Source organism: Paraburkholderia caballeronis, assembly GCF_900104845.1.
In the GTDB taxonomy this organism is placed as follows: domain Bacteria; phylum Pseudomonadota; class Gammaproteobacteria; order Burkholderiales; family Burkholderiaceae; genus Paraburkholderia; species Paraburkholderia caballeronis.
The window spans coordinates 1,383,514-1,402,413 of sequence record NZ_FNSR01000002.1 but is presented as its reverse complement, the minus strand read 5'-3'; the positions used below and the strand labels follow the sequence as shown (position 1 = coordinate 1,402,413).

The following is an 18,900-nucleotide window of genomic DNA, read 5'->3' as shown; positions in this document are numbered from 1 at the left end:
TCCGCCATGGGCGTTCCGGTTCTGAACGAACCCGGCGCGACGCGGGCCGCGCGCGGGTCTGCATCAACCTGCGCGAAGTTTCGCGCGCCGCACCGTTTGTCCGGTACGCTTACGCGCTTATCATCGGATGAGCGTCCCTGAACCGAAGGAGTCCATGTGGCCAGCACCCGATACGACCGTTATTCGAAACCCGCCATCGTTTTCCACTGGGCGATCTTCGTGCTCGTCGCGCTCGCGTATCTCGCGATCGAAGTGCGCGGCCCGAAAGGCACCGACAGCCGCATCTTCTGGAGCAACGTGCACTTCTGGGCCGGCTCGCTCGTGCTGTCGCTCGCGGTGCTGCGCCTGCTGTGGCGTCTGTGGCGCGGCGCGCCGCCCGAGATCGAATCGAACCGCGTGCTGATGTTCGTCGCGCGCGTCGTGCACGTCGCGCTGTATCTGTTCATCTTCGTGCAGCCGCTGCTCGGCATCCTGACGATCAACACCGGCGGACATCCGGTCACGCTTGCGTGGCTGAACCTGCATATCACGCTCGTCGGCGCGGACCCGCTCGCGCACGACGCCATCAAGGACGCGCACGAGTTCATCGGCAACCTGTTCTACTGGGTGATCGGTCTGCATGCGGCGGCCGCGATCGGCCACCATGTCGTGTTCCGCGACAACACGCTGCGGCGGATGGTGTGACGATGCAACGGACGCCGGCGCGCGTCCGTCGTGTCAGCCAGCGTCAGCGGGTGAAGCGCACGGACCTGTTGCAGCCGCCGCTCGCGTAATGCGAGCGCAGGTCCGCGCGACGGATGCACGAGAAACGCGCATGAAGCGCGCAAGAACCGCGCAAGAACCGCGCGCGAAGAAGCGCCGGTCAGGAAACCACCGCGTGCGCGTGCACGAAGCGCACATAACCGCTGCGCAGCACGAGGCATTGCGCGCGCGTCTCGGACAGCAGCCGGCGGGCCACGGCCTCGATCCGGTCGCGATGATGATCGAACGCGTCGATCATGTCCTCCGCGCGCGGCGAGGCGGCGCCGAAGTGGTCCTCCAGCGCCTCCGCGGTGATCGTACACTCGACCCGTTCCCCATCGATCATCGCCGGAAAGGCCAGCGTCAACTCTCGCCCCGAATACTCGGGATTCTCTTTCGGAAAAATGATCTGCATGGGTATCGCCTTCCGGTGAACAGTGAACGGGCCGCGCGTGTCACGATGGCGGGTCCCTCCGAGACCGGGGCGCACGGACGAATCGACCGCCACGCGCAACGCGCCGCCGACGGTTGATTCGATTCACTTTAGACGACTTCCGCCAACCCGCAAGCCCGGCGTGATCGGGGTCGGGAAAGCCCTTTCTGCACTGTGCTTTCGTGGTGCGCGGATGGCGCGGCGCAGCGAAACCCGCACCATGCGCAAACAAACCCGCCTGCCCGCGTCGGCGCGGGCTTCGGCCTGCATCGGCTCCGCCATCCTCGCGCCGCGCTGCCCGCATTCACCCGCGATGCGCACCGCGACGGCGCACGCTGCGCATCACGACTCGCGATGCCGGTGTGATTCGACGTCCTTCGGATGCAGCGTCAGCATCGCAACGCATGCCGCAACGCCCACGCCCACCGCGATCGCGCCGGACAGCATCACGTCGTTCTCGCCGTAAAGCAGCCCGTGGACCGAGATCGCCATGCCAGCCAGCGCGACGAAGGTGGCGAGCGCCGCCACCACGATCCTCAATTCGCCTTGCACCATGATTCCACCCACCCGACGACCCAGCGCGGCGGCAGACGACCCGTCGCCGTCGAGGCGCGGCACACACACACGCCTGTCGCCCATCATCCCCCTCGCACGGCGAAACACAAGCACGTCGAAGCGCCGGCCGTGCGCCGTGCCGATCCTGTTACCATGACCGTGCATGCACGCCCGCTGCTGCAATGCAGCGGTCACGCCGCCGGGTGCATCGAATCACCTCGCCGGCATGGCGCGACAGCGCGACATGCGGATAACAAACCGGAGACACGCAGTGACCCGACGTCCTGTCCCGCCCGCATCGGCGGCCCGCACGGACGCGATCGCGCAGGCTCACGCGCGGTCGCGCGAACTGGGGCTGCGCGCGTCCGAAGCGCCCGACTTCCAGCCGCTGCGCGACAACGAGCTGCGCGGCCTGATCGACTGCAATCACACGCTGTACAGCGAGGCGCTGCCGGTATTGGAGGCGCTGCACGCGCAGATCGTCGACACCCAGAGCATGGTGCTGCTGACCGACCGCAACGGCGTGATCCTGCACAGCCTCGGCGACAGCGATTTCGTCGAGAAGGCGCGGCGGGTCGCGCTGCGTCCGGGCGTGTCGTGGGCCGAGAGCCATCGCGGCACGAACGCGATCGGCACCGCGCTCGTGGACGGCCGGCCGACCACCGTCCACGCGGACGAACACTTCCTGCACGCGAACCGCATCCTCACCTGCTCGTGCGCGCCGATCGCCGATCCGTACGGCCGCACGCTCGGCGCGCTCGACGTGAGCGGCGACTCGCGCGGCTTCCACAAGCACACGCTTGCGCTCGTGCGGATGTCGGCGCAGATGATCGAGAACCATCTGTTCGCGACCGAATTCGCCGACGCCATCCGCCTGCAGTTCCATGCGCGCGCCGAGTTCATCGGCACGCTGTACGAAGGGCTGGCCGCGTTCGCGGCGGACGGCGCGCTGCTGTGCGCGAACCGCAGCGCGCTGTTCCAGTTCGGCGAGCCGCTCGCGACGCTCCAGCAACGCCGCTTCGCGTCGCTGTTCGGGATGCCGTTTCCGGCGCTGCTGCAACGGCTCGTGCATGCGCCCGGCGAGACGCTGACGCTCACGCTGCCGAGCGGCGTGCGCGTGATCGCGCGCGGCACGCCGGGTCCGCTGCGGACCGCCGCCACGATTTCGCTCGCGGGTCAGAGCGCGCGCAGCGCCACGCAGGAGCCACCCGCCGCGCCGGCTGCGCGCCGCGCGCCGCCAGTCACGCTCGCCGACCTCGACACCGGCGACGCGCGGATGAGCGCCGTGCTCCAGCGCGTCGCGAAAGTGCGCGGCCGCGACATCCCCGTGCTCGTGCTCGGCCGCACCGGCACCGGCAAGGAATGGCTCGCGCGGGCGCTGCATCACGACTCGCCGCGCCGCGACGCGCCGTTCGTCGCGCTGAACTGCGCGGCGCTGCCGGACACGCTGATCGAAGCGGAACTGTTCGGCTACGAGGACGGCGCGTTCACCGGCGCGAAGCGGCGCGGCAATACGGGCAAGATCGCGCAGGCGCACGGCGGCACGCTGTTCCTCGACGAAATCGGCGACATGCCGCTCGCGCAGCAGGTGCGGCTGATGCGCGTGCTTCAGGAACGGGCGGTCGTGCCGCTCGGCGGGACGACCGCCGTGCCGGTCGATCTGCGGATCGTCTGCGCGACGCACCGCGACCTGCACGCGATGATCGCCGACGGCACGTTCCGCGAGGACCTGTATTACCGGATCAACGGCCTCTCGGTCACGCTGCCGCCGCTTTGCGAACGCACCGATCTCGCGACGCTCGTCGAGCGCGTCCTCGCGGACGTGCGCCGCGACACGCCGCTCGCACCCGCGCGGATCTCGGACGCGGTGCGCGCCTGCTTCGAACGCTGCCGGTGGCCGGGCAACCTGCGGCAGCTCGCGAACGTGCTGCGGACCGCCGCGATCATGGCCGAAGGCGCGGACGCGATCGACATCGAGCATCTGCCAGACGACCTGCTGCGCGATTGCGATGCCGCGAATTCGATGCCCGTGCAACGGACCGGCACGCCCCCGCCGACGGTTGCCGCCGCGCGGCCGACGCGTCTGCACGACTGGCAGGCCGCGCTGATCGACGATGCGCTCGCGCGCCATCGCGGCAACGTCTCCGCCACGGCGCGCGAACTCGGGCTCGCGCGCAACACCGTCTATCGGCACCTGAAGCCGCGCCGCTAGAACGCGCAGCGCCGCCGCATCGAACGCGACGCCAGGTTAAGCTTGGCGGACCTGCTTTCGATCGCCCTTCAATGGCCTCACCCCAAGAACTCAAACGCTACCGGCGCAACCTCGCCGACGAACTCGACAGCGCGGCTGTCTACGACGCGCTTTCCACCGCGGAATCGGACGCGCAGCGCCGCGCGATCTTCGCGGAGCTAGCCGTCGCCGAACGCGAGCACGCGCAGGTGTGGCGCGAGAAGCTCGCCGCGAACAACGTGCGCGTGCCGCCGCATCGGCGCAGCGGGAAGACGCTGCTGCTGTTGACGCTGACGCGCGTGTTCGGCCCGTCGGTCGTGCTGCCGACGGTCGCCGCCGCCGAATACGCGGACCGCGACCGCTACGCGCACGAACCGGGCGCGGAGAAGCTGTCCGCACAGGAACAGCAGCACGCGGCGATCGTGCAGTCGATCGTCGCGAACAAGGCCGCGCGCGGGCAGAGCAAAGGCGCGCAGATCGCCGCGGCCGAATCGTGGCACCGCGGCGTCACGTCGGGCAACGATCTGCGCGCGGCGGTGCTCGGCGCGAACGACGGGCTCGTGTCGAACTTCTGCCTCATCATGGGCGTCGCCGGCGCGGGCGCGGCCAATCGCACGATCCTGCTGACGGGGCTTGCCGGACTCGTCGCGGGCGCGTGCTCGATGGCGCTCGGCGAGTGGCTGTCGGTGACCAACGCGCGCGAGTTGGCGCGCACGCAGATCGCGAAGGAAGCCGACGAACTGGAGCACACGCCGGACGCCGAGCGCCACGAACTGGCGCTGATCTACCAGGCGAAGGGCATCGAGGCGGGCGAAGCGCGCCGCGTTGCTTCCCAGATCATGCGCGACAAGGACCACGCGCTCGACACGCTGACCCGCGAGGAACTCGGGATCGATCCGAAGGAACTCGGCGGCAATCCGTGGACCGCCGCGGCGGTGTCGTTTTTCCTGTTCGCGCTCGGCGCGGCGTTTCCGATCGTCGCGTTCCTGTGGGCGGGCGGCTATGCGGCGATCGCCCAGTCGGTCGTGCTGAGCGCGATCGGGCTCGCGGCGGTCGGCGTGTTCACTTCGCTGTTCAACGGCCGCAGCGCGCTGTTCTCCGCGTTCCGGCAGATCGTGATCGGGCTCGTCGCGGCGGGTTTCACCGCCGGCGCGGGCCGCCTGCTCGGCGTATCGATCTCATGAGCGACGTCAAAAACGCGACGCCGCTCGTGACCGTCGAGCCGCTCGGCAAGTCGTTCGAGGCGCCCGCCGACCTGACGCTGCTGGAGGCGGCGCAGTTCGCGCATATCCGCCTGCCGCGGATGTGCCGCAACGGAACGTGCCGCACGTGCCTGTGCCGCATCGTCAGCGGCAAGGTGCGCTACACGATCGAATGGCCGGGGCTCACGCGCGAGGAAAAGGCCGAAGGACTCACGCTGCCGTGCGTCGCGGTCGCGGAAACGGATCTGGCGATCGAAGTGCCGGACGCCGAGGAAATCTGAGTCGCATCGCGGCGCGAGTTCGCGCACGGTAGTAACGGAATGCGGGGCTGTGCGCCGACGCGTTTCGTTTCCTGCCATGCTCCGCGCCGCTTTCATCGGCATTCGTCGAAGGGCTGCCGTTTTCGGCAGCGCCATGCCGCCGCCCCGCCACGGACACGCGCCGACGCGCCTGTCGTAGCTTTCCCCCGCCAAGGAGATGCTGTGATGAAGAAGAGGATCTGTGTCGCCGGAATGCTGCTGGTCGCGCTGTCCGCGCCGGTTCATGCGCAGTTTCAGGGGCCGGGCGCGTCGGTCAGGGAAGCCACCGTTGCGCAGGCGCGCAGCGGATTGCGGGTCGGCTCCGACGTGACGCTGACCGGTCACGTCGTCGAGCATCAGCGCGAGGACTATTTCACGTTTCGCGACGATTCGGGTAGCATCCGCGTCGAGATTTCGCCCCGGCTGTTCGGCGGCCGGACGGTGACGCCGGAGGACCGGGTGCGGATCACCGGCGAAATCGACCGGAGCCCGCGCGGCCGGTACATCGACGTCGAATCGCTCGAAATCCTGCATTAACGGGGATGTGGCTGGCGCAAGCCCGCGTCGGATCGAGGCTTGCGCCGCCTGGCTTATCCAGCGCGCCCGCGCTATTAAGTCACCACATGCAAAAGTGTCAAATGATGACCCCGGCATTGTTGCCCTCACCGGAACAGTGAGTTCGCGGAGTAGGTATTTACCCTAATCTCAAATTTGTCTAAAGTGCGCACATGGGCAAAGCGATCGCGCTTCTGCCCCTAACAAGACAAATTCGGAGGTTTCACCATGAAGTCGATCTTCCAGGCTGCTGTCCTCGCCGCTGTCATCGCTGTTCCGGCCGTTTCGTTCGCCCAGTCGCAACAACCGCTGACGCGCGCCCAGGTTCGCGACGAACTCGTTCAACTGCGCGCGGCCGGTTACGATCCGCACGACTGGATGCACTACCCGGAAAACATCCAGGCTGCGGAAGCCCGTGTCGGCGCGGAAAAGGCGTCGAACACCGCGTACGGCCCGAGCACCAGCGGCACGTCGCAATCGAGCCAGTAATACCGGATTCGGCCGGGCGTCGCCAGCGGCGTCCGGCATAAACGGAAAGGCCCGCTCTCATTGGAGAGCGGGCCTTTCCGCATTTTGGGGCCGAAGCGGCGTTCAGCAGGACCGCGCCGCGTCGGCTCGTGCGTTCATCGCCACCAGCAGCGGCGCTCCCAGTGATGATGCACGTGGACGTTGCGGCAAACGCGATGATGATGGTGCGAATAGCGGTGTTGCGGATAGGCCTGGGCGGCCATCGGCGCGAGAACGGCGAACGCCGTGGCCAGTGCAATGACGGTCTTCTTCAAAACTGCTCCGTTACAAATACGTTGACGGTAGAAAACAGGGAGCGATGCGCCGGAGCCTCGGCTCCGGCCCTCGCATCCGGGTTAACGGCCGTGACCGCCGTGTCCTCCACCCCCACGGCCGCCAAAATGGCCTCCACCGCCATGCCACGGGCGCCCGCGACCGCCGCCGTAGTAGCGGTCGTGGCCGCCGCCACCCCATATGCCGATGTTGACCGAGCCGTATGCTGGCTCGTACGCAGGCGCATAACCGCCGTAGTACGCGGGCTGGCCATATCCGTAGTCGTATCCCGGCGCCACCGCGCAACCGGCCAATGCAGCCGCCAGTCCGGCGGCAATCAAAGTCTTGAGCATCGCTTTTCTCCTTTCTTGGACGTAAGAAAAGCGAAACGTCGCAGGGTTCGCGTGAAATTGTGACGGGTGTTTACCTCTGTAACCGCAGCCGGAAGGCCGGGAGCGGCAACGCAGGAGAATCCGCGCGCGGGCGGCCCCGGTCAGCCGCGCTTGCCGAACGCGTTTTCGATCTTGCGATCGGTGTTGTACTGGCTGAGCGCGTACACCGACCAGATCGCGGCTGGAATCCAGCCGATCAGCGTGATTTGCAGGACCAGGCAGATGATGCCGGCGATCGGCCGCCCAATCGTGAAGAATTGCAGCCAGGGCACCAGCAGCGCGAGCAGGAGACGCATGTTCGAATATTCCTTTTGCGGACAGACGGGAAATCAGTTGACGGGCGCGAAGCGCGGCACCAGCGTGCCTTCGTACTCGACGAGTTCGAAGAATACCGACGACGGGCGCGTCCAGATGGTGCCGTTGTCCGCGCGATAGACGATCATCGTGACCGACGGGTCCGACTCCAGCGTCGCCTCGCAGACCAGTTCGTAGATGCCGCCCTTGTAGTGTCGATACCGAACCATCGGAACCTCCTTGTGCTGTCGTCCGGGGATGCGTCAGTGTAGCAAGTCGCGTGCGCATCGCGTCGTCGCATAGCGCGCCCGATGCACCCCATCCGTTCGCGAAAAAACCCAAGGTCAGCGGCTCGCGCCGCTTATGGCCGACGACCGTTGCTTGCGCATCGCGGCGGCCGGTCCGTCGCCGCAGATCAGCGCGACGCCGGCCGCCGCGGTCGCGCGCAACGACGCGCGCGAGTCGCCGGCCCGCGCACGCACCGCGAGGCTATGGAGCAGCGCCGACGCGACCCGCGCGAGCAGCGCCGGGCCGGCTTCGTCCGGCAGTACAAGGTCGCGTTGCGACTCGGCGTGCTGCAACGCCATCTGGAAACGCACGACTTTCTGCTCGACCGCTTCAGCGTCGCGGACGCCTACCTCGTGACCGTGCTCAACCGGGCGCCGCACGCAGGCGTCGATCTTGCCGCGTGGCCCGCCGTCCACGCGTACGCGCGGCGGATGCTGCAACGGCCTTCGGTCGCGAAAGCCGTCGCGGACGAGCTGGCGCTGTACCGGAAGGAAGCCGCGAAGCGCCCGTGAACAGCGGGCTTGCCCACGCGCGCGCCCGTGGTCTAAAGTCCCGGACGGCCCACGATTGACGTGCGGCCGTCGCCCTTGCCTCCGCAACGGACGGCCAACCCACAAAGACCACGCAGACTGGGCGGGCGCATGGATTTCGAGGTCATCGTACTGGGCGCCGGCATCGTCGGCGTGAGCGCGGCACTGCATCTGCAGGATCGCGGACGCCGCGTCGCGCTGATCGACCGGCGCGGCCCCGGCGAGGAAACCAGCTATGGCAATGCCGGCCTGATCGAGCGGTCGTCGGTGGTGCCGTATGGTTTTCCGCGCAGCGCGACCGCGCTGCTGCGCTACGCGCGCAACCGCTCGACCGACCTGTACTGGGACTATCGCTCGCTGCCGTCCTACGCGACGTGGCTCGCGCGCTTCTGGTGGGAGTCCGCGCCACAGCGCCATGCGGCGGCCGCGCGGGACATGCTGCCGTTGATCGAGCGCAGCGTCGCGGAGCACGACGCACTGGCCGCGCGCGCGGATGCGCAGTCGCTCCTGCACGCGAACGGCTGGCTTCAGGCAATCCACACGCCGGCGCGCTTCGAACTCGACGCGGCCCGTGCGGAGCGCGTCGCGCGCGAGCACGGCTTGCGCGTGACGGCGCTCGACGCAGCGGCGTTACGCGCACGCGAGCCGAGTCTCGCGGCAGGCTTCGCGGGCGCGCTGCACTGGCTCGACCCCAAAACCGTCGCGAATCCGGGCGAACTGGTCGCACGTTACGCGCGCCTGTTCGAAACGGACGGCGGCGCGTTCAGGCGCGGCGACGCGGCCACGCTGCGCCGCGAACGCGACGCATGGGCCGTGCAAACCGCCGATGGTCTGATCAGCGCGAACGAAGCGGTCATCGCGATGGGTCCGTGGTCGGATCTCGTGTTCGAGCCGCTCGGCTACCGGATTCCGCTGCGCGCGAAACGCGGTTATCACATGCACTACCGGCCGCAGCGCGGCACGTTGTCGATGCCGGTCGTCGATACCGAACGCGGCTACGCCATCGCGCCGATGCAGCAGGGCATCCGGCTCACGACCGGCGTCGAACTCGCGACCCGCGACACGCCGCCGACCGGCGTGCAGCTCGCGCGCGCCGAGACGATCGCGCGCCCGCTGTTCGGCCTCGGCGACCGGCTCGACGCCGAACCGTGGCTCGGCATGCGCCCGTGCACGCCCGACATGCGCCCGGTGATCGGCCCCGCGCCGCGCCATCCGGGCCTGTGGTTCGCGTTCGGCCACAACCATCACGGCCTCACGCTCGGGCCGGTCAGCGGCAAGCTGCTCGCGCAGATGATGACCGGCGAGCCGACCTTCACCGACCCGCGTCCGTACCGCGCGGAGCGTTTCGGCTGACCGGCCTCCAGGCATTTTTTTCGCGCGCGTGGCGTGCGCTTTTTTGGCGTGCGATAACCGATACTCAGCAAACGCAAGCCGGAGCACACCCGATGGCCACGCTCGAAGCATTTCGTGCCGTCCTCGACGATCAGCACACACCGGAGATCATCCGCAACCACATCATCGATTCGCTGCAGTACGCGCTGCGCAATCATGGACAGGTGTTCGCGTCGAAGGAAGTCGAATGGCTCGCGACATGGGATGACGCGCGCATTCCGCTCGCGGCGTCGAAAGAACTGAGCAAGCGCACAGAGCCGCGCTGACCCGGCACACGCCGATACGCGAGCGCTACCACTTCGCTTTGCGCCCGCGCGGCTTCCACCTCCGACCATCCGCAGCAGCCCCGCTTTAAAGCGGCATGGCTGCGCTCGCACGCCGCGCCCGTTGGGAGCCGGACCATCGCGCTCCGGCATTGAACGGCCGCCGCATCTGCGCGGCATTTGCATAAAAGCCTGTATGAATGTACAGTGCGCAGATTCGTCCGCCTGCCCGTCGAACGCAACGGGCACGTTCATCAAAAACGGAGAACACGACGTGCGAATCATCATGACCGGGGCGATGCTGTGCGCCCTCGCGTCCTCCGCGTTCGCCGCGGAGCACTACGTGGAGGTCTGGAATCCGCCGGAAGCGCGTATCGACAGCGCGCGCCCGTCGGCGCCCGGCAAACGAAGCCATGCGAAGAAAGGCGCGAAGCGCCGCATCGCGGCCGCGGACCATCTCGCGCCGCGCAAGGTCGCCGGGCCGGCCGAACGCGCGTCGGCCGCCTTGCCGGCCGCTCCCGCCAAACCCGCCATGACGCCGCAAACCGACCGCCATCCTGCCCTTACCCCGAAGGTCGGTCCCGACGGCCGCGTGTTGCAGGTCGGCTACCGGTTGCCGGCGAGCCGCGCATCGGCCGGCATCCGTCTGCCGTAATCCGTCCCGTCAGCTGCCGCGAGCGCATAAAAAAAGACCCCGACACCAGCGCGGTACGGGGTCCAATCCCATGTCAAGGAGATGTCATGGAGGAGACGGGTTCATCATAGCCAGCGGGCGCAGTCCGCCTCAACCAATGCTTTCGCATATGCATATGGCCGCCCTTCCTGCATTGCTCTGCATGTCCGGTCGCCCGCGGGGAAACCCGGCCCGCGTATATCGTTAGAACAAAATCTCGCTTCGTCCGGCGCTGCCCGATCACTAAGATTGCCGTTCCAGCTTCGCCTCCCGGACCGGTGCCCAGCCGCGCCCCGCGACTCGCCCCCAAGCAACAAGAAGGAGCACTTCGTTGACCACTCCCGATCCCCATCGCCGCCCGCTCGTGGTCGGCATCGGCGGCACGACGCGCGCCGCCTCGTCGACCGAACGCGCGCTGAGCTTCGCGCTGCGCGGCGCCGAGAACGCCGGCGCGCGCACCCATCTGTTCGGCGGCACGTTCCTGCATAGCCTCCCGCATTACGCGCCGGAAACCGAACAGCGCACCGACGAACAACTCGAACTGATCGAAACGGTCCGCGCCGCCGATGCGGTGATCATCGCGACGCCCGGTTATCACGGCGGCGTGTCCGGTCTCGTGAAGAACGCGCTCGACACGCTGGAAGAATTGCGCGCCGACGAGCGTCCGTATCTCGACGGCCGCGCGGTCGGCTGCATCGTGACCGCGTACGGCTGGCAGGCAGCGGGGTCGGTGCTCACGTCGCTGCGTTCGATCGTGCACGCGCTGCGCGGCTGGCCGACGCCGTTCGGCGCCGGCATCAACACGCTCGAAACGCGTTTCGAAAGCGCGCAGCAGTGCTCGGACCCGAAGGTCGTCGACCAGTTGTACACGGTCGGCACGCAGGCCGCGCAGTTCGCGCTCGCGTTCAACGCGCATCGCGCGGCAACCGCGACGTCGGGCGCACCGGCCGTCAACGAATCGCGCGCGAACCGGCTGTTCAGCGTCGCGGTCTGAGCGGCGCATCCGTCGTCATCCCCCGTTTCATCCGTTCGATCACGATGCGTCGCGCGCCATGAGCGCGACGCATCGCGCATGACCGGCGCGGCACTGCGTTCGCAAGCCGCTATTCCCTCCGCACTGCGTTTCGCACGCATTCCCAGGCATGCGCACCGAAGCACGTCCAACGCATCGCCCGCTCGCACGTCCCGTGCACGCACCGCGTGCGCCACACCACAGACACCGGCAATTCGTAGCCGCACATTAGTCCCGAACGCGCCACCTCGCCTCATCCGGATCATCTGCTGACGGTTTCAGGCCGCCCATGATTTGCTTGCGACGAATGATTGGTTCCTCCCGCGCACGGCTGCCCCTACGCTCTGTCCGTGCCCGCGCGACCCGCAACCGTTGCGCGCGAACCGCACGACCGAAGCACCCTGCAAGCGGATTCACCGAAGCCATGAACCCATCCATTCGCTACAAAGGCTATGAAGTCGCCCCTGCGGCACAGCGGCTTCCGAATGGCCTGTTCGCCGCCAATCTGACCATCGAGGCGCAGTCCGGCAGCGCACGCTCATTCGACGCGCTCGACTACTTCTTCGACGAGGAACACGCGCTCGCGTACGCATTCCGCTGGGCGCGGATGTGGATCGACGACCAGCGCGCCGCGCTGCGCCGTTGCGCGTGACGCTGCGGCCAATCTTACTGTTGTGACAGAATAGGAGCCACATCATAGGTAGACGATCGATGCTCCATGTCCGACACCCTGACGCCTGACGACGCAAAAACCCGCACAGTCGACAACCCGGACGCCGCGCTGCGTCACTGGACGCATGACGTGCGCGGCCCCGTCAGGATCGGTTCGGACGAGCATCGCCGGATGTTCTGCCGGATGCTGCTCGACACGCACAATCCGTATCGCCCCGCGGTGATCGACTGGCCGAAGCTCGCACCGGACGCGCTGCGCCGCCTCACGTCGCTGCCGATCTGGGACATCGCGGTGCAGACCGAAGGCCGCGCGTCGATCCGCGTGAAAACCTATGCGGCCACCGTCACCGACCCGCTGCTGCGCGAAGCGATCGAAATGGACGGCGACGAGGAAGCGCGCCACAAGGTCGTGCTGTCGAAGCTGGTCGAAGCCTACGGCATCGCACTCGCGCCCGAGCCCGCGTATCCGCCGCCGAAGCGGCCCGAATGGGCGTGGATGTTCACCGGCTACAGCGAGTGCATCGACAGCTTCTTCGCGTTCGGCCTCTTTCGCTCTGCCCAGGAGTCCGGCTACTTCCCGCCGGAACTCGTCGAAACCTTCGAGCCGGTGATCCAGGAGGAAGCCCGGCACATCCTGTTCTTCACCAACTGGGTCGCGTGGCATCGCAAGACGATGCCCTGGTGGCGCCGGCCGTGGCATTCATTGTGCGTCGCCGTCATCGGGTTCCTGCTCGTGTGGGAGCGGCTCGCGATCGCGCGCGGCATCGACGCGGACGGCGTTGCGCACGACTCGAACTTCCTGCCCGCGAACCGCGAAGTGATCGGCGACGCGCTGAAGCCGCGCGACATGCTCGAACTGTGCCTGCAGGAGAACGACGACCGGATGCGCGGCTACGATCCGCGCCTGCTGCGTCCGACGTTCGTGCCGGCGCTCGCTCGCCTCGCGCTGCGCTTCATGAAAAAATGAAAGCTCGCGCGCGCCGCGCCGGACCTCGGGAGGACCGCATGACCTGGACTGTGGACGAACAGGCGGAACTGACCGCGACGCAGGCCGTCGATGCGATCCAGACCGGCCGGCTGACCGCGTCCGGCTACGTCGCGACGCTGCTCGCGCGCGCCGAGGCGCTCGCGAACCTGAACGCGCTGACCGTGCTCGACGTCGAGGGCGCGCTCGCGAGCGCGCACCGGATCGACTCGCTCGGCGCGGCCGAACGCGCGAAGCTGCCGCTCGCGGGGCTGCCGGTCGTCGTGAAGGACAACATCAACACGCGCGGACTGACGACGTCGGCCGGCACGCCGTCGCTCGAACACTTCGTGCCGGCGCGCCACGCGCCGTCGGTGCAGCGGCTCGTCGATGCGGGCGCGATCCTGCTCGGCAAGGCGAACATGCACGAACTCGCGTTCGGCATCACCAGCACGAACCTCAGCGCGCACGCCGGCCCGGTGCGCAATCCGTACGACCCGGCGCTGATTCCTGGCGGCTCGTCGGGCGGCACCGCCGCGGCGATCGCCGCGCGCATCGTCCCGGCCGGCCTCGGCACCGACACCGGCGGCTCGACGCGCATCCCGGCCGCGTTATGCGGGATCGCGGGGCTGCGGCCGTCGGTCGGCGACGGCGGCACCGGCCGCCGTTATCACGACCCGCACGCGGTCGTGCCGATCAGCCACACGCGCGACACGGTCGGGCCGATGGCGCGCACGGTCGCGGACCTCGCGCTGCTCGACGGCGTCATCACCGGCCACGGCCCGCTCGCGCACGCGCCGGTCGCGAATCTGCGGATCGGACTGCCCGCGCCGCTGTGGGAAGGACTCGAACGCTCGCTGGAGGACGTCGCGCGCGTCGCGCTCGCGAAGCTCGAAGCGGCCGGCGTCACGTTCGTGCCGGTCAGGATGCCCGAGCTGCTGGTGCTGAACGAACGCGTGAGCCGCACGCTCGCGCTGCACGAGCCGATCGACGATCTGCTCGAATGGCTCGTCGCGAATCACGCGCCGGTGCAGACCGTCGCCGACGTCGCCGCGCGGATCGCGAGCCCGGACGTGCGCGCGGCCTACGACGCGATCCTCGCGGACGCGTTCGGCGGCGACTATGAAACCGCGCTTACCGTGTGGCGTCCGCGCCTGCAGCAGATGTACGCACAGACCTTCGCGAGCGCGGGCCTCGATGCGCTGCTGTTCCCGACGACACGTCTCGTCGCGGTGCCGATCGACGACCTGAACGGCTCGTCGCGCGTGTCGATCGACGGCGGCGCGCCGATCGACGAGATGGACGCGTATCTGCGCAACACCGACCCGGCGAGCAATGCGGGAATTCCGGGGCTGTCGCTGCCGGCCGGGCTCGCGGACGGCCGCCTGCCGGTCGGCCTCGAACTCGACGGACCGGCGGGCAGCGACCGCCGGCTGCTCGCGATCGGCCTCGCGTTCGAGCAGATTCTCGGCACGCTGCGAGCGCCGGCGCTGTAGCCGCGGCTAGACGTTCGGCTGTATGCCCAAAGCCGCAGCAAATGCTCGCGCCATCGCGAATCCACCGTCCGCACGGGGATCGCGACACACGGTCCGTTACCGTTCTGCGGAGGGGCGGCGGCTTACAGTGAGAACCGCTCGCGTTTCAATCCGCCTTCAGCAATGCACCTCACCGATCTGCCCAAAGGAAGCGCCGCCGTCGTCCAGACCGTCGCGGACACGCATGCGTCCGATCCGATCGCGCCGCTCGGCTTCGACTGGCAGATCAGCCTCGCGCCGATCCCCGCGTTCGCCGCGCGCGAAACGGCCGTCGCCGCGCTCGCGACCGTCTATTCGGTAGCGGGCGACGAAGCGGACATCGCCGGTCCCGGCCATACGCTCGCGTCGAATTTCCCGCTGGCGAGCGCGCTGTCGCTGAGGGTGTGGTTCGCGTTCGCGCCGCAGTGCATGTCCACGCTCGCGGTGATCCGCCGCGAGACGCGTCCGTGGCGCAACGTCGCGATCTCGTTCGGTTATAGGTTCGTGGTAGCGTACGTCGCGGCGCTCGTCACGGATCAGGTCGCGAGGCATTTCACATGAGCGTAGGACTCGTCGCGCAATATGCGGTGATCGCGCTGCTGGTGGCGGCGAGCGCGGTCCATACGGCGCGGCGGCTCGCGCCGAAGCTGACGAAACGCAGGCGGAACGCCATCGCGCGCGAGTTGCTGAAACCGGGCGCGCAGCCGTCCTGAACCGCATCGGACGCGCGCTGCAACCGGGCGAAACGGCCGGCGCTCATGGCGATCGCGACGCGTGCGGCGACGGCCGCGGGGCATGCGGCAGTTGCCGGCCGCCGTCCTCCGCCGCGCGTCCGGACGACCGGCCGCTGACGTTCCATCCGCACCGCAGATAACGCCGGGCCGCCGGCGCGACGCGGCGCGGCCCTTTCATCGCTGTTGCCGTTCGAGGAATCCCGCGCCGATGCGCTATCTGACTCTCGCCAGAACCACGCTGTTCGCCGCGTTCGTCGCGGTGCTCCTCGCATCGGGCGGCTGCGCCCGCCTGTCCACCGTCGATTCGGACGGCCTGTGGAAAGTGGTGGGCGGCCAGTGCGTGCCGAACCAGCGCAACACGAACAACCCGGCGCCCTGCACGACCGTCGATTTCACGCGCCGTTATGCGGTGCTGAAGGACCTGAACGGCCGCGCGCAATATCTGCTGATTCCGACCGACCGCGTCGGCGGCATCGAAAGCCCGGAGATCCTGTACGGCGGCTCGCCCGAATACTGGCAGTTCGCGTGGGACGCGGGCCGGCACGTCGAGGCGCGGCTGAAGACCTCGCTCGCCGCGAACCAGTTGGGGCTGGAGATCAACTCGGCGCGGCGGCGCTCGCAGAACCAGTTGCACATCCATATCGACTGCATGCGCGCGGACGTCACCGATGCGTTCGCGCCGCATCGCGGCGACCCGCCGGATACGTGGCGTCCGGTCACGCTCGACGGCCAGCACTACCGCGTGATGCGCGTGACGAGCCTCGTCGATCGAAGCAATCCGTTCCGCGTCGTCCAGCGCAGCCTCGGCCCGCAGCAGCAGATGAGCGACCAGACGATCCTCGTGACCGGCGCGGGTCCGGACGCCGCGCATGACGGCTGGCTGATCGTCCATAGCGGGCTCGACGTCGATGGCGGCAGCGGCACCGCCGAAGGGCTGCTCGATCACGCGTGCAAGGTTGCGCGCGCGTCGTGAGGCAGTAGCGGACAGCGGCAGCGCACCGGGCATCCGGTGCATACGGAACGCGTGAAGAGCGCGCCCCTGTCGCGACTTCGGGACGCGGTACGGTAGCCGGGCATTCGCGCGAAGCCCGCGTTCGCGGAAACGTTCGCCGGATCGCGGTACCGGCACGCAGACTTCACGATAAAGCCACCCGGCATTTCCGCGGCACGCCGTCCGCGTTTATTGCCTGCTTTATTGCCTGCCGCACGTGCGAACGCCGACGCATTGAACCGCGCCGTCCTGCGATGCCGCACGCGGCATCGAGGCCGGCCGGATACAAGCCACCGCAAACCACCGTGCCCGCTTCGCGAACGTCGTCGAAAGACGCACACCTTCACGCCCCCGCGCCCGCGAGAGGCGCAACGATCACTCCGCTTCGAGCACCAGCAACTGCGCGCCGTCCGCGACCTGATCGCCGACCGCGTACAGCACCTCGGTCACCTTGCCCGCCGACGGCGCGCCGATCGTGTGTTCCATCTTCATCGCTTCCATCACGATCAGCGGCGCGCCTTTCTCGACCACCGCGCCCGGTTTGACCAGCACCGCGATCACCTTGCCCGGCATCGGCGCGGTCAGCCGTCCTTCGCCATGCTCCGCATCCGCCGCATGCGCCAGCAGGTCCTGCCATTCGAACGCGAATGCCGCGCCGAGGCAAAACACATGGAACACGTCGCCGTCGATGAACACGCGGCCCGTGACGCGCGAGTTGCCGAGCGTCACGCCGTATTCGCGTTCGCCGCCGCCCAACCACCACGCGAACGGCTCCGCGTCGGCTGCCCCGCTCGCAAGCGTCTGCGCGCGGCCGTCGTGCGCGAACCGCGCCGACAGCAGCGCGTCGCCGTCGAGATCGCGCCAGACGAACGACTGCGTATAACCGCCGTTCAGACGCCAGTGCGCGAGGCCGTCCCACGGCGATGCGCCGCGCGCCGCGCCGCGTTCGCGCCGCAGCAGCGCCGCGCACGCCAGCGCGAGCGCCTCGCGCAGCGGCTTGTCACGCGGCGCGAACAACGCGTCGTGATGACGCTCGATCAAACCCGTGTCCAGATCGGCGGTCGCGAACGGCTCGCTCGTCACGAGCCGTTGCAGGAATTCGACGTTGGTCTGCGGCCCGACGATCTCGCACGCCTCCAGCGCGCGCTGCATCGTCGCGAGCGCGTCGGCGCGCGTCGCGCCGTGCACGATCAGCTTCGCGATCATCGGGTCGTAGAACGGCGTGATCGTATCGCCCTCGCGCACGCCGCTGTCGATCCGCACCGATGCGCCGGTCGCGAACTCGACGCCTTCCGGCATCCGCAGATGCTTCAGCGTGCCGGTGGACGGCAGGAATCCGCGCGCCGGACTCTCCGCATAAATCCGCGCTTCGAGCGCGTGGCCGTTCACCTTCAGATCAGCCTGCGCAAGCGGCAGCGGCTCGCCGCCCGCGACGCGCAACTGCCACTCGACCAGATCGAGCCCGGTCACCATCTCGGTCACCGGATGCTCGACCTGAAGGCGCGTGTTCATCTCCATGAAGTAGAAGTCCGCGCCGGTCATGATGAACTCGACGGTGCCCGCGCCGACGTAATCGACCGCGCGCGCGGCGGCCACCGCCGCCTCGCCCATCGCGCGCCGCACTTCGCCGGCGAGGCCCGGCGCGGGCGCTTCCTCCAGCACCTTCTGGTGACGCCGCTGCACCGAGCAGTCGCGGTCGAACAGATACACCGCGCCGCCGTGTTTATCCGCGAACACCTGCACTTCGACGTGGCGCGGCCGCGTCAGGTACTTCTCGATCAACACGCGGTCGTTGCCGAAGCTGCTCGCGGCCTCGCGCTTGCACGACGCGAGCGCCGCCGCGAAGTCGCCGCTGCGCTCGACCACGCGCATCCCCTTGCCGCCGCCGCCCGCGCTCGCCTTCAGCAGCACCGGATAACCGATGCGATCCGCCTCGCGTTGCAGCAGCGCCGGGTCCTGGTCGTCGCCGTGATAGCCCGGCACGAGCGGCACCGCCGCCGCGTGCATCAGCGCCTTGGCGGCGGCCTTCGAGCCCATCGCGGCAATCGCGGACACCGGCGGCCCGATGAACACGATGCCCGCCTCGTCGCACGCGTGCGCGAAGTCCTCGTTCTCGGACAGAAAGCCGTAACCCGGATGGATCGCCTGCGCGCCAGTCGCGCGCGCGGCGTCGATGATGCGCTCGATGCGCAGATAACTGTCGGCCGCGCTCGCGCCGCCGATATGCACGGCCTCGTCGCACGCGGCGACGTGCTTCGCGTTCGCGTCGGCGTCCGAATAGACGGCGACGCTCTTCACGCCGAGCCACCGGCAGGTCGCCGCGACGCGGCACGCAATCTCGCCGCGGTTGGCGATCAGGATCTTGTCGAACATTGTCGGTTCTCGC

At 68.5% G+C, this 18,900-nt stretch carries 24 protein-coding genes; 17 read left to right on the top strand and 7 right to left on the bottom strand.

Translation table 11 applies throughout. The annotated features are described in order from the left end of the window. Positions 1–156 precede the first annotated feature (156 nt). On the top strand, positions 157–684 hold the full coding sequence (locus tag BLV92_RS22800) for a cytochrome b (protein ID WP_090549233.1): 528 nt from the start codon (positions 157–159) through the stop codon (positions 682–684). A gap of 178 nt (positions 685–862) precedes the next feature. Here BLV92_RS22800 and BLV92_RS22795 read toward each other — a convergent pair whose 3' ends face one another. Both BLV92_RS22795 and BLV92_RS32695 read right to left on the bottom strand, forming a co-directional pair. Next, positions 863–1,156: a DUF1488 family protein gene (locus tag BLV92_RS22795; RefSeq protein WP_090549230.1), complete on the bottom strand. Its 294-nt coding sequence runs from the start codon at positions 1,154–1,156 to the stop codon at positions 863–865. Between the two features lie 360 nt (positions 1,157–1,516). After that, the gene (locus tag BLV92_RS32695) at positions 1,517–1,924 is read right to left on the bottom strand and encodes a DUF2964 family protein (RefSeq protein WP_244283892.1); all 408 of its coding nucleotides are present in this window, start codon (positions 1,922–1,924) and stop codon (positions 1,517–1,519) included. Positions 1,925–2,000: 76 nt separating this feature from the next. Here BLV92_RS32695 and BLV92_RS22785 point away from each other — a divergent pair, with 76 nt between their 5' ends. The 5 genes from BLV92_RS22785 to BLV92_RS22765 all read left to right on the top strand — a co-directional run bounded on the left by BLV92_RS22785 (position 2,001) and on the right by BLV92_RS22765 (position 6,504). Continuing rightward, complete coding sequence (locus tag BLV92_RS22785) at positions 2,001–3,941, top strand: sigma-54-dependent Fis family transcriptional regulator (protein WP_090549224.1); 1,941 nt, start codon at positions 2,001–2,003, stop codon at positions 3,939–3,941. Between the two features lie 71 nt (positions 3,942–4,012). After that, on the top strand, positions 4,013–5,143 hold the full coding sequence (locus BLV92_RS22780) for a VIT1/CCC1 transporter family protein (RefSeq protein WP_090549222.1): 1,131 nt from the start codon (positions 4,013–4,015) through the stop codon (positions 5,141–5,143). Further along, on the top strand, positions 5,140–5,442 hold the full coding sequence (locus BLV92_RS22775; protein ID WP_090549218.1) for a 2Fe-2S iron-sulfur cluster-binding protein: 303 nt from the start codon (positions 5,140–5,142) through the stop codon (positions 5,440–5,442). The genes BLV92_RS22780 and BLV92_RS22775 overlap by 4 nt, the downstream gene beginning before the upstream one ends. A gap of 204 nt (positions 5,443–5,646) precedes the next feature. Next, positions 5,647–5,997 (top strand): YgiW/YdeI family stress tolerance OB fold protein, encoded by a 351-nt coding sequence (locus tag BLV92_RS22770; protein WP_134044109.1) that lies wholly within the window; start codon positions 5,647–5,649, stop codon positions 5,995–5,997. Positions 5,998–6,243: 246 nt separating this feature from the next. Beyond that, the gene (locus tag BLV92_RS22765; RefSeq protein WP_090549210.1) at positions 6,244–6,504 is read left to right on the top strand and encodes a DUF4148 domain-containing protein; all 261 of its coding nucleotides are present in this window, start codon (positions 6,244–6,246) and stop codon (positions 6,502–6,504) included. Between the two features lie 134 nt (positions 6,505–6,638). Here BLV92_RS22765 and BLV92_RS32195 read toward each other — a convergent pair whose 3' ends face one another. From BLV92_RS32195 to BLV92_RS22750, 4 genes are all read right to left on the bottom strand, one after another. Further along, a complete protein-coding gene (locus BLV92_RS32195) occupies positions 6,639–6,797 on the bottom strand; it encodes a hypothetical protein (RefSeq protein WP_167627132.1) in 159 nt (52 codons plus the stop codon). An 81-nt stretch (positions 6,798–6,878) separates the two neighbouring features. Beyond that, on the bottom strand, positions 6,879–7,148 hold the full coding sequence (locus BLV92_RS22760; protein WP_090549207.1) for a hypothetical protein: 270 nt from the start codon (positions 7,146–7,148) through the stop codon (positions 6,879–6,881). 140 nt (positions 7,149–7,288) lie between these two features. Continuing rightward, positions 7,289–7,483, bottom strand: coding sequence for a YqaE/Pmp3 family membrane protein (locus BLV92_RS22755; protein ID WP_090549205.1), 195 nt, complete (start codon positions 7,481–7,483; stop codon positions 7,289–7,291). Between the two features lie 33 nt (positions 7,484–7,516). Next, positions 7,517–7,711: a DUF1653 domain-containing protein gene (locus tag BLV92_RS22750; protein WP_090549202.1), complete on the bottom strand. Its 195-nt coding sequence runs from the start codon at positions 7,709–7,711 to the stop codon at positions 7,517–7,519. A 261-nt stretch (positions 7,712–7,972) separates the two neighbouring features. Here BLV92_RS22750 and BLV92_RS32690 point away from each other — a divergent pair, with 261 nt between their 5' ends. The 11 genes from BLV92_RS32690 to BLV92_RS22700 all read left to right on the top strand — a co-directional run bounded on the left by BLV92_RS32690 (position 7,973) and on the right by BLV92_RS22700 (position 16,496). Beyond that, the gene (locus tag BLV92_RS32690) at positions 7,973–8,281 is read left to right on the top strand and encodes a glutathione binding-like protein (RefSeq protein ID WP_244283891.1); all 309 of its coding nucleotides are present in this window, start codon (positions 7,973–7,975) and stop codon (positions 8,279–8,281) included. Positions 8,282–8,410: 129 nt separating this feature from the next. Then, positions 8,411–9,652 carry an NAD(P)/FAD-dependent oxidoreductase gene (locus BLV92_RS22740; protein WP_090549196.1) on the top strand — a complete coding sequence of 414 codons (1,242 nt, stop codon included), beginning with the start codon at positions 8,411–8,413 and terminating at the stop codon, positions 9,650–9,652. Between the two features lie 92 nt (positions 9,653–9,744). Continuing rightward, complete coding sequence (locus tag BLV92_RS22735) at positions 9,745–9,957, top strand: hypothetical protein (RefSeq protein ID WP_090549192.1); 213 nt, start codon at positions 9,745–9,747, stop codon at positions 9,955–9,957. A gap of 271 nt (positions 9,958–10,228) precedes the next feature. Continuing rightward, positions 10,229–10,609, top strand: a complete 381-nt coding sequence (locus BLV92_RS22730) for a hypothetical protein (protein ID WP_244283890.1) — start codon at positions 10,229–10,231, stop codon at positions 10,607–10,609. Positions 10,610–10,958: 349 nt separating this feature from the next. Further along, complete coding sequence (locus tag BLV92_RS22725; protein ID WP_090549186.1) at positions 10,959–11,621, top strand: NADPH-dependent FMN reductase; 663 nt, start codon at positions 10,959–10,961, stop codon at positions 11,619–11,621. Between the two features lie 442 nt (positions 11,622–12,063). After that, complete coding sequence (locus BLV92_RS22720) at positions 12,064–12,291, top strand: transcriptional regulator (protein ID WP_090549183.1); 228 nt, start codon at positions 12,064–12,066, stop codon at positions 12,289–12,291. A 66-nt stretch (positions 12,292–12,357) separates the two neighbouring features. Then, positions 12,358–13,278: a ferritin-like domain-containing protein gene (locus BLV92_RS22715; RefSeq protein WP_090549182.1), complete on the top strand. Its 921-nt coding sequence runs from the start codon at positions 12,358–12,360 to the stop codon at positions 13,276–13,278. A gap of 38 nt (positions 13,279–13,316) precedes the next feature. Further along, positions 13,317–14,771 (top strand): indoleacetamide hydrolase, encoded by a 1,455-nt coding sequence (iaaH, locus tag BLV92_RS22710; protein WP_090549178.1) that lies wholly within the window; start codon positions 13,317–13,319, stop codon positions 14,769–14,771. 162 nt (positions 14,772–14,933) lie between these two features. Further along, positions 14,934–15,350, top strand: a complete 417-nt coding sequence (locus tag BLV92_RS22705) for a nucleoside recognition domain-containing protein (protein ID WP_090549175.1) — start codon at positions 14,934–14,936, stop codon at positions 15,348–15,350. Then, on the top strand, positions 15,347–15,502 hold the full coding sequence (locus BLV92_RS32190; RefSeq protein ID WP_167627131.1) for a DUF6587 family protein: 156 nt from the start codon (positions 15,347–15,349) through the stop codon (positions 15,500–15,502). The genes BLV92_RS22705 and BLV92_RS32190 overlap by 4 nt, the downstream gene beginning before the upstream one ends. 229 nt (positions 15,503–15,731) lie before the next feature. Continuing rightward, positions 15,732–16,496, top strand: coding sequence for a CDP-diacylglycerol diphosphatase (locus tag BLV92_RS22700; protein ID WP_090549172.1), 765 nt, complete (start codon positions 15,732–15,734; stop codon positions 16,494–16,496). Positions 16,497–16,889: 393 nt separating this feature from the next. Here the strand turns inward: BLV92_RS22700 and BLV92_RS22695 are convergent, their stop codons facing one another. Continuing rightward, a complete protein-coding gene (locus BLV92_RS22695; RefSeq protein WP_090549170.1) occupies positions 16,890–18,887 on the bottom strand; it encodes an acetyl-CoA carboxylase biotin carboxylase subunit in 1,998 nt (665 codons plus the stop codon). Positions 18,888–18,900: the final 13 nt, after the last annotated feature.

Excerpts from the sequence above, each read along its gene's own strand:
- BLV92_RS22795 (WP_090549230.1), bottom strand. The coding sequence starts at position 1,156 with ATGCAGATCATTTTTCCGAAAGAGAATCCCGAGTATTCGGGGCGAGAG.
- BLV92_RS22780 (WP_090549222.1), top strand. The coding sequence starts at position 4,013 with ATGGCCTCACCCCAAGAACTCAAACGCTACCGGCGCAACCTCGCCGAC.
- BLV92_RS22775 (WP_090549218.1), top strand. The coding sequence starts at position 5,140 with ATGAGCGACGTCAAAAACGCGACGCCGCTCGTGACCGTCGAGCCGCTC.
- BLV92_RS22770 (WP_134044109.1), top strand. The coding sequence starts at position 5,647 with ATGAAGAAGAGGATCTGTGTCGCCGGAATGCTGCTGGTCGCGCTGTCC.
- BLV92_RS22765 (WP_090549210.1), top strand. The coding sequence starts at position 6,244 with ATGAAGTCGATCTTCCAGGCTGCTGTCCTCGCCGCTGTCATCGCTGTT.
- BLV92_RS22760 (WP_090549207.1), bottom strand. The coding sequence starts at position 7,148 with ATGCTCAAGACTTTGATTGCCGCCGGACTGGCGGCTGCATTGGCCGGT.
- BLV92_RS22755 (WP_090549205.1), bottom strand. The coding sequence starts at position 7,483 with ATGCGTCTCCTGCTCGCGCTGCTGGTGCCCTGGCTGCAATTCTTCACG.
- BLV92_RS22750 (WP_090549202.1), bottom strand. The coding sequence starts at position 7,711 with ATGGTTCGGTATCGACACTACAAGGGCGGCATCTACGAACTGGTCTGC.
- BLV92_RS32690 (WP_244283891.1), top strand. The coding sequence starts at position 7,973 with ATGGAGCAGCGCCGACGCGACCCGCGCGAGCAGCGCCGGGCCGGCTTC.
- BLV92_RS22740 (WP_090549196.1), top strand. The coding sequence starts at position 8,411 with ATGGATTTCGAGGTCATCGTACTGGGCGCCGGCATCGTCGGCGTGAGC.
- BLV92_RS22735 (WP_090549192.1), top strand. The coding sequence starts at position 9,745 with ATGGCCACGCTCGAAGCATTTCGTGCCGTCCTCGACGATCAGCACACA.
- BLV92_RS22720 (WP_090549183.1), top strand. The coding sequence starts at position 12,064 with ATGAACCCATCCATTCGCTACAAAGGCTATGAAGTCGCCCCTGCGGCA.
- BLV92_RS22715 (WP_090549182.1), top strand. The coding sequence starts at position 12,358 with ATGTCCGACACCCTGACGCCTGACGACGCAAAAACCCGCACAGTCGAC.
- iaaH (WP_090549178.1), top strand. The coding sequence starts at position 13,317 with ATGACCTGGACTGTGGACGAACAGGCGGAACTGACCGCGACGCAGGCC.
- BLV92_RS22705 (WP_090549175.1), top strand. The coding sequence starts at position 14,934 with ATGCACCTCACCGATCTGCCCAAAGGAAGCGCCGCCGTCGTCCAGACC.
- BLV92_RS32190 (WP_167627131.1), top strand. The coding sequence starts at position 15,347 with ATGAGCGTAGGACTCGTCGCGCAATATGCGGTGATCGCGCTGCTGGTG.
- BLV92_RS22700 (WP_090549172.1), top strand. The coding sequence starts at position 15,732 with ATGCGCTATCTGACTCTCGCCAGAACCACGCTGTTCGCCGCGTTCGTC.
- BLV92_RS22695 (WP_090549170.1), bottom strand. The coding sequence starts at position 18,887 with ATGTTCGACAAGATCCTGATCGCCAACCGCGGCGAGATTGCGTGCCGC.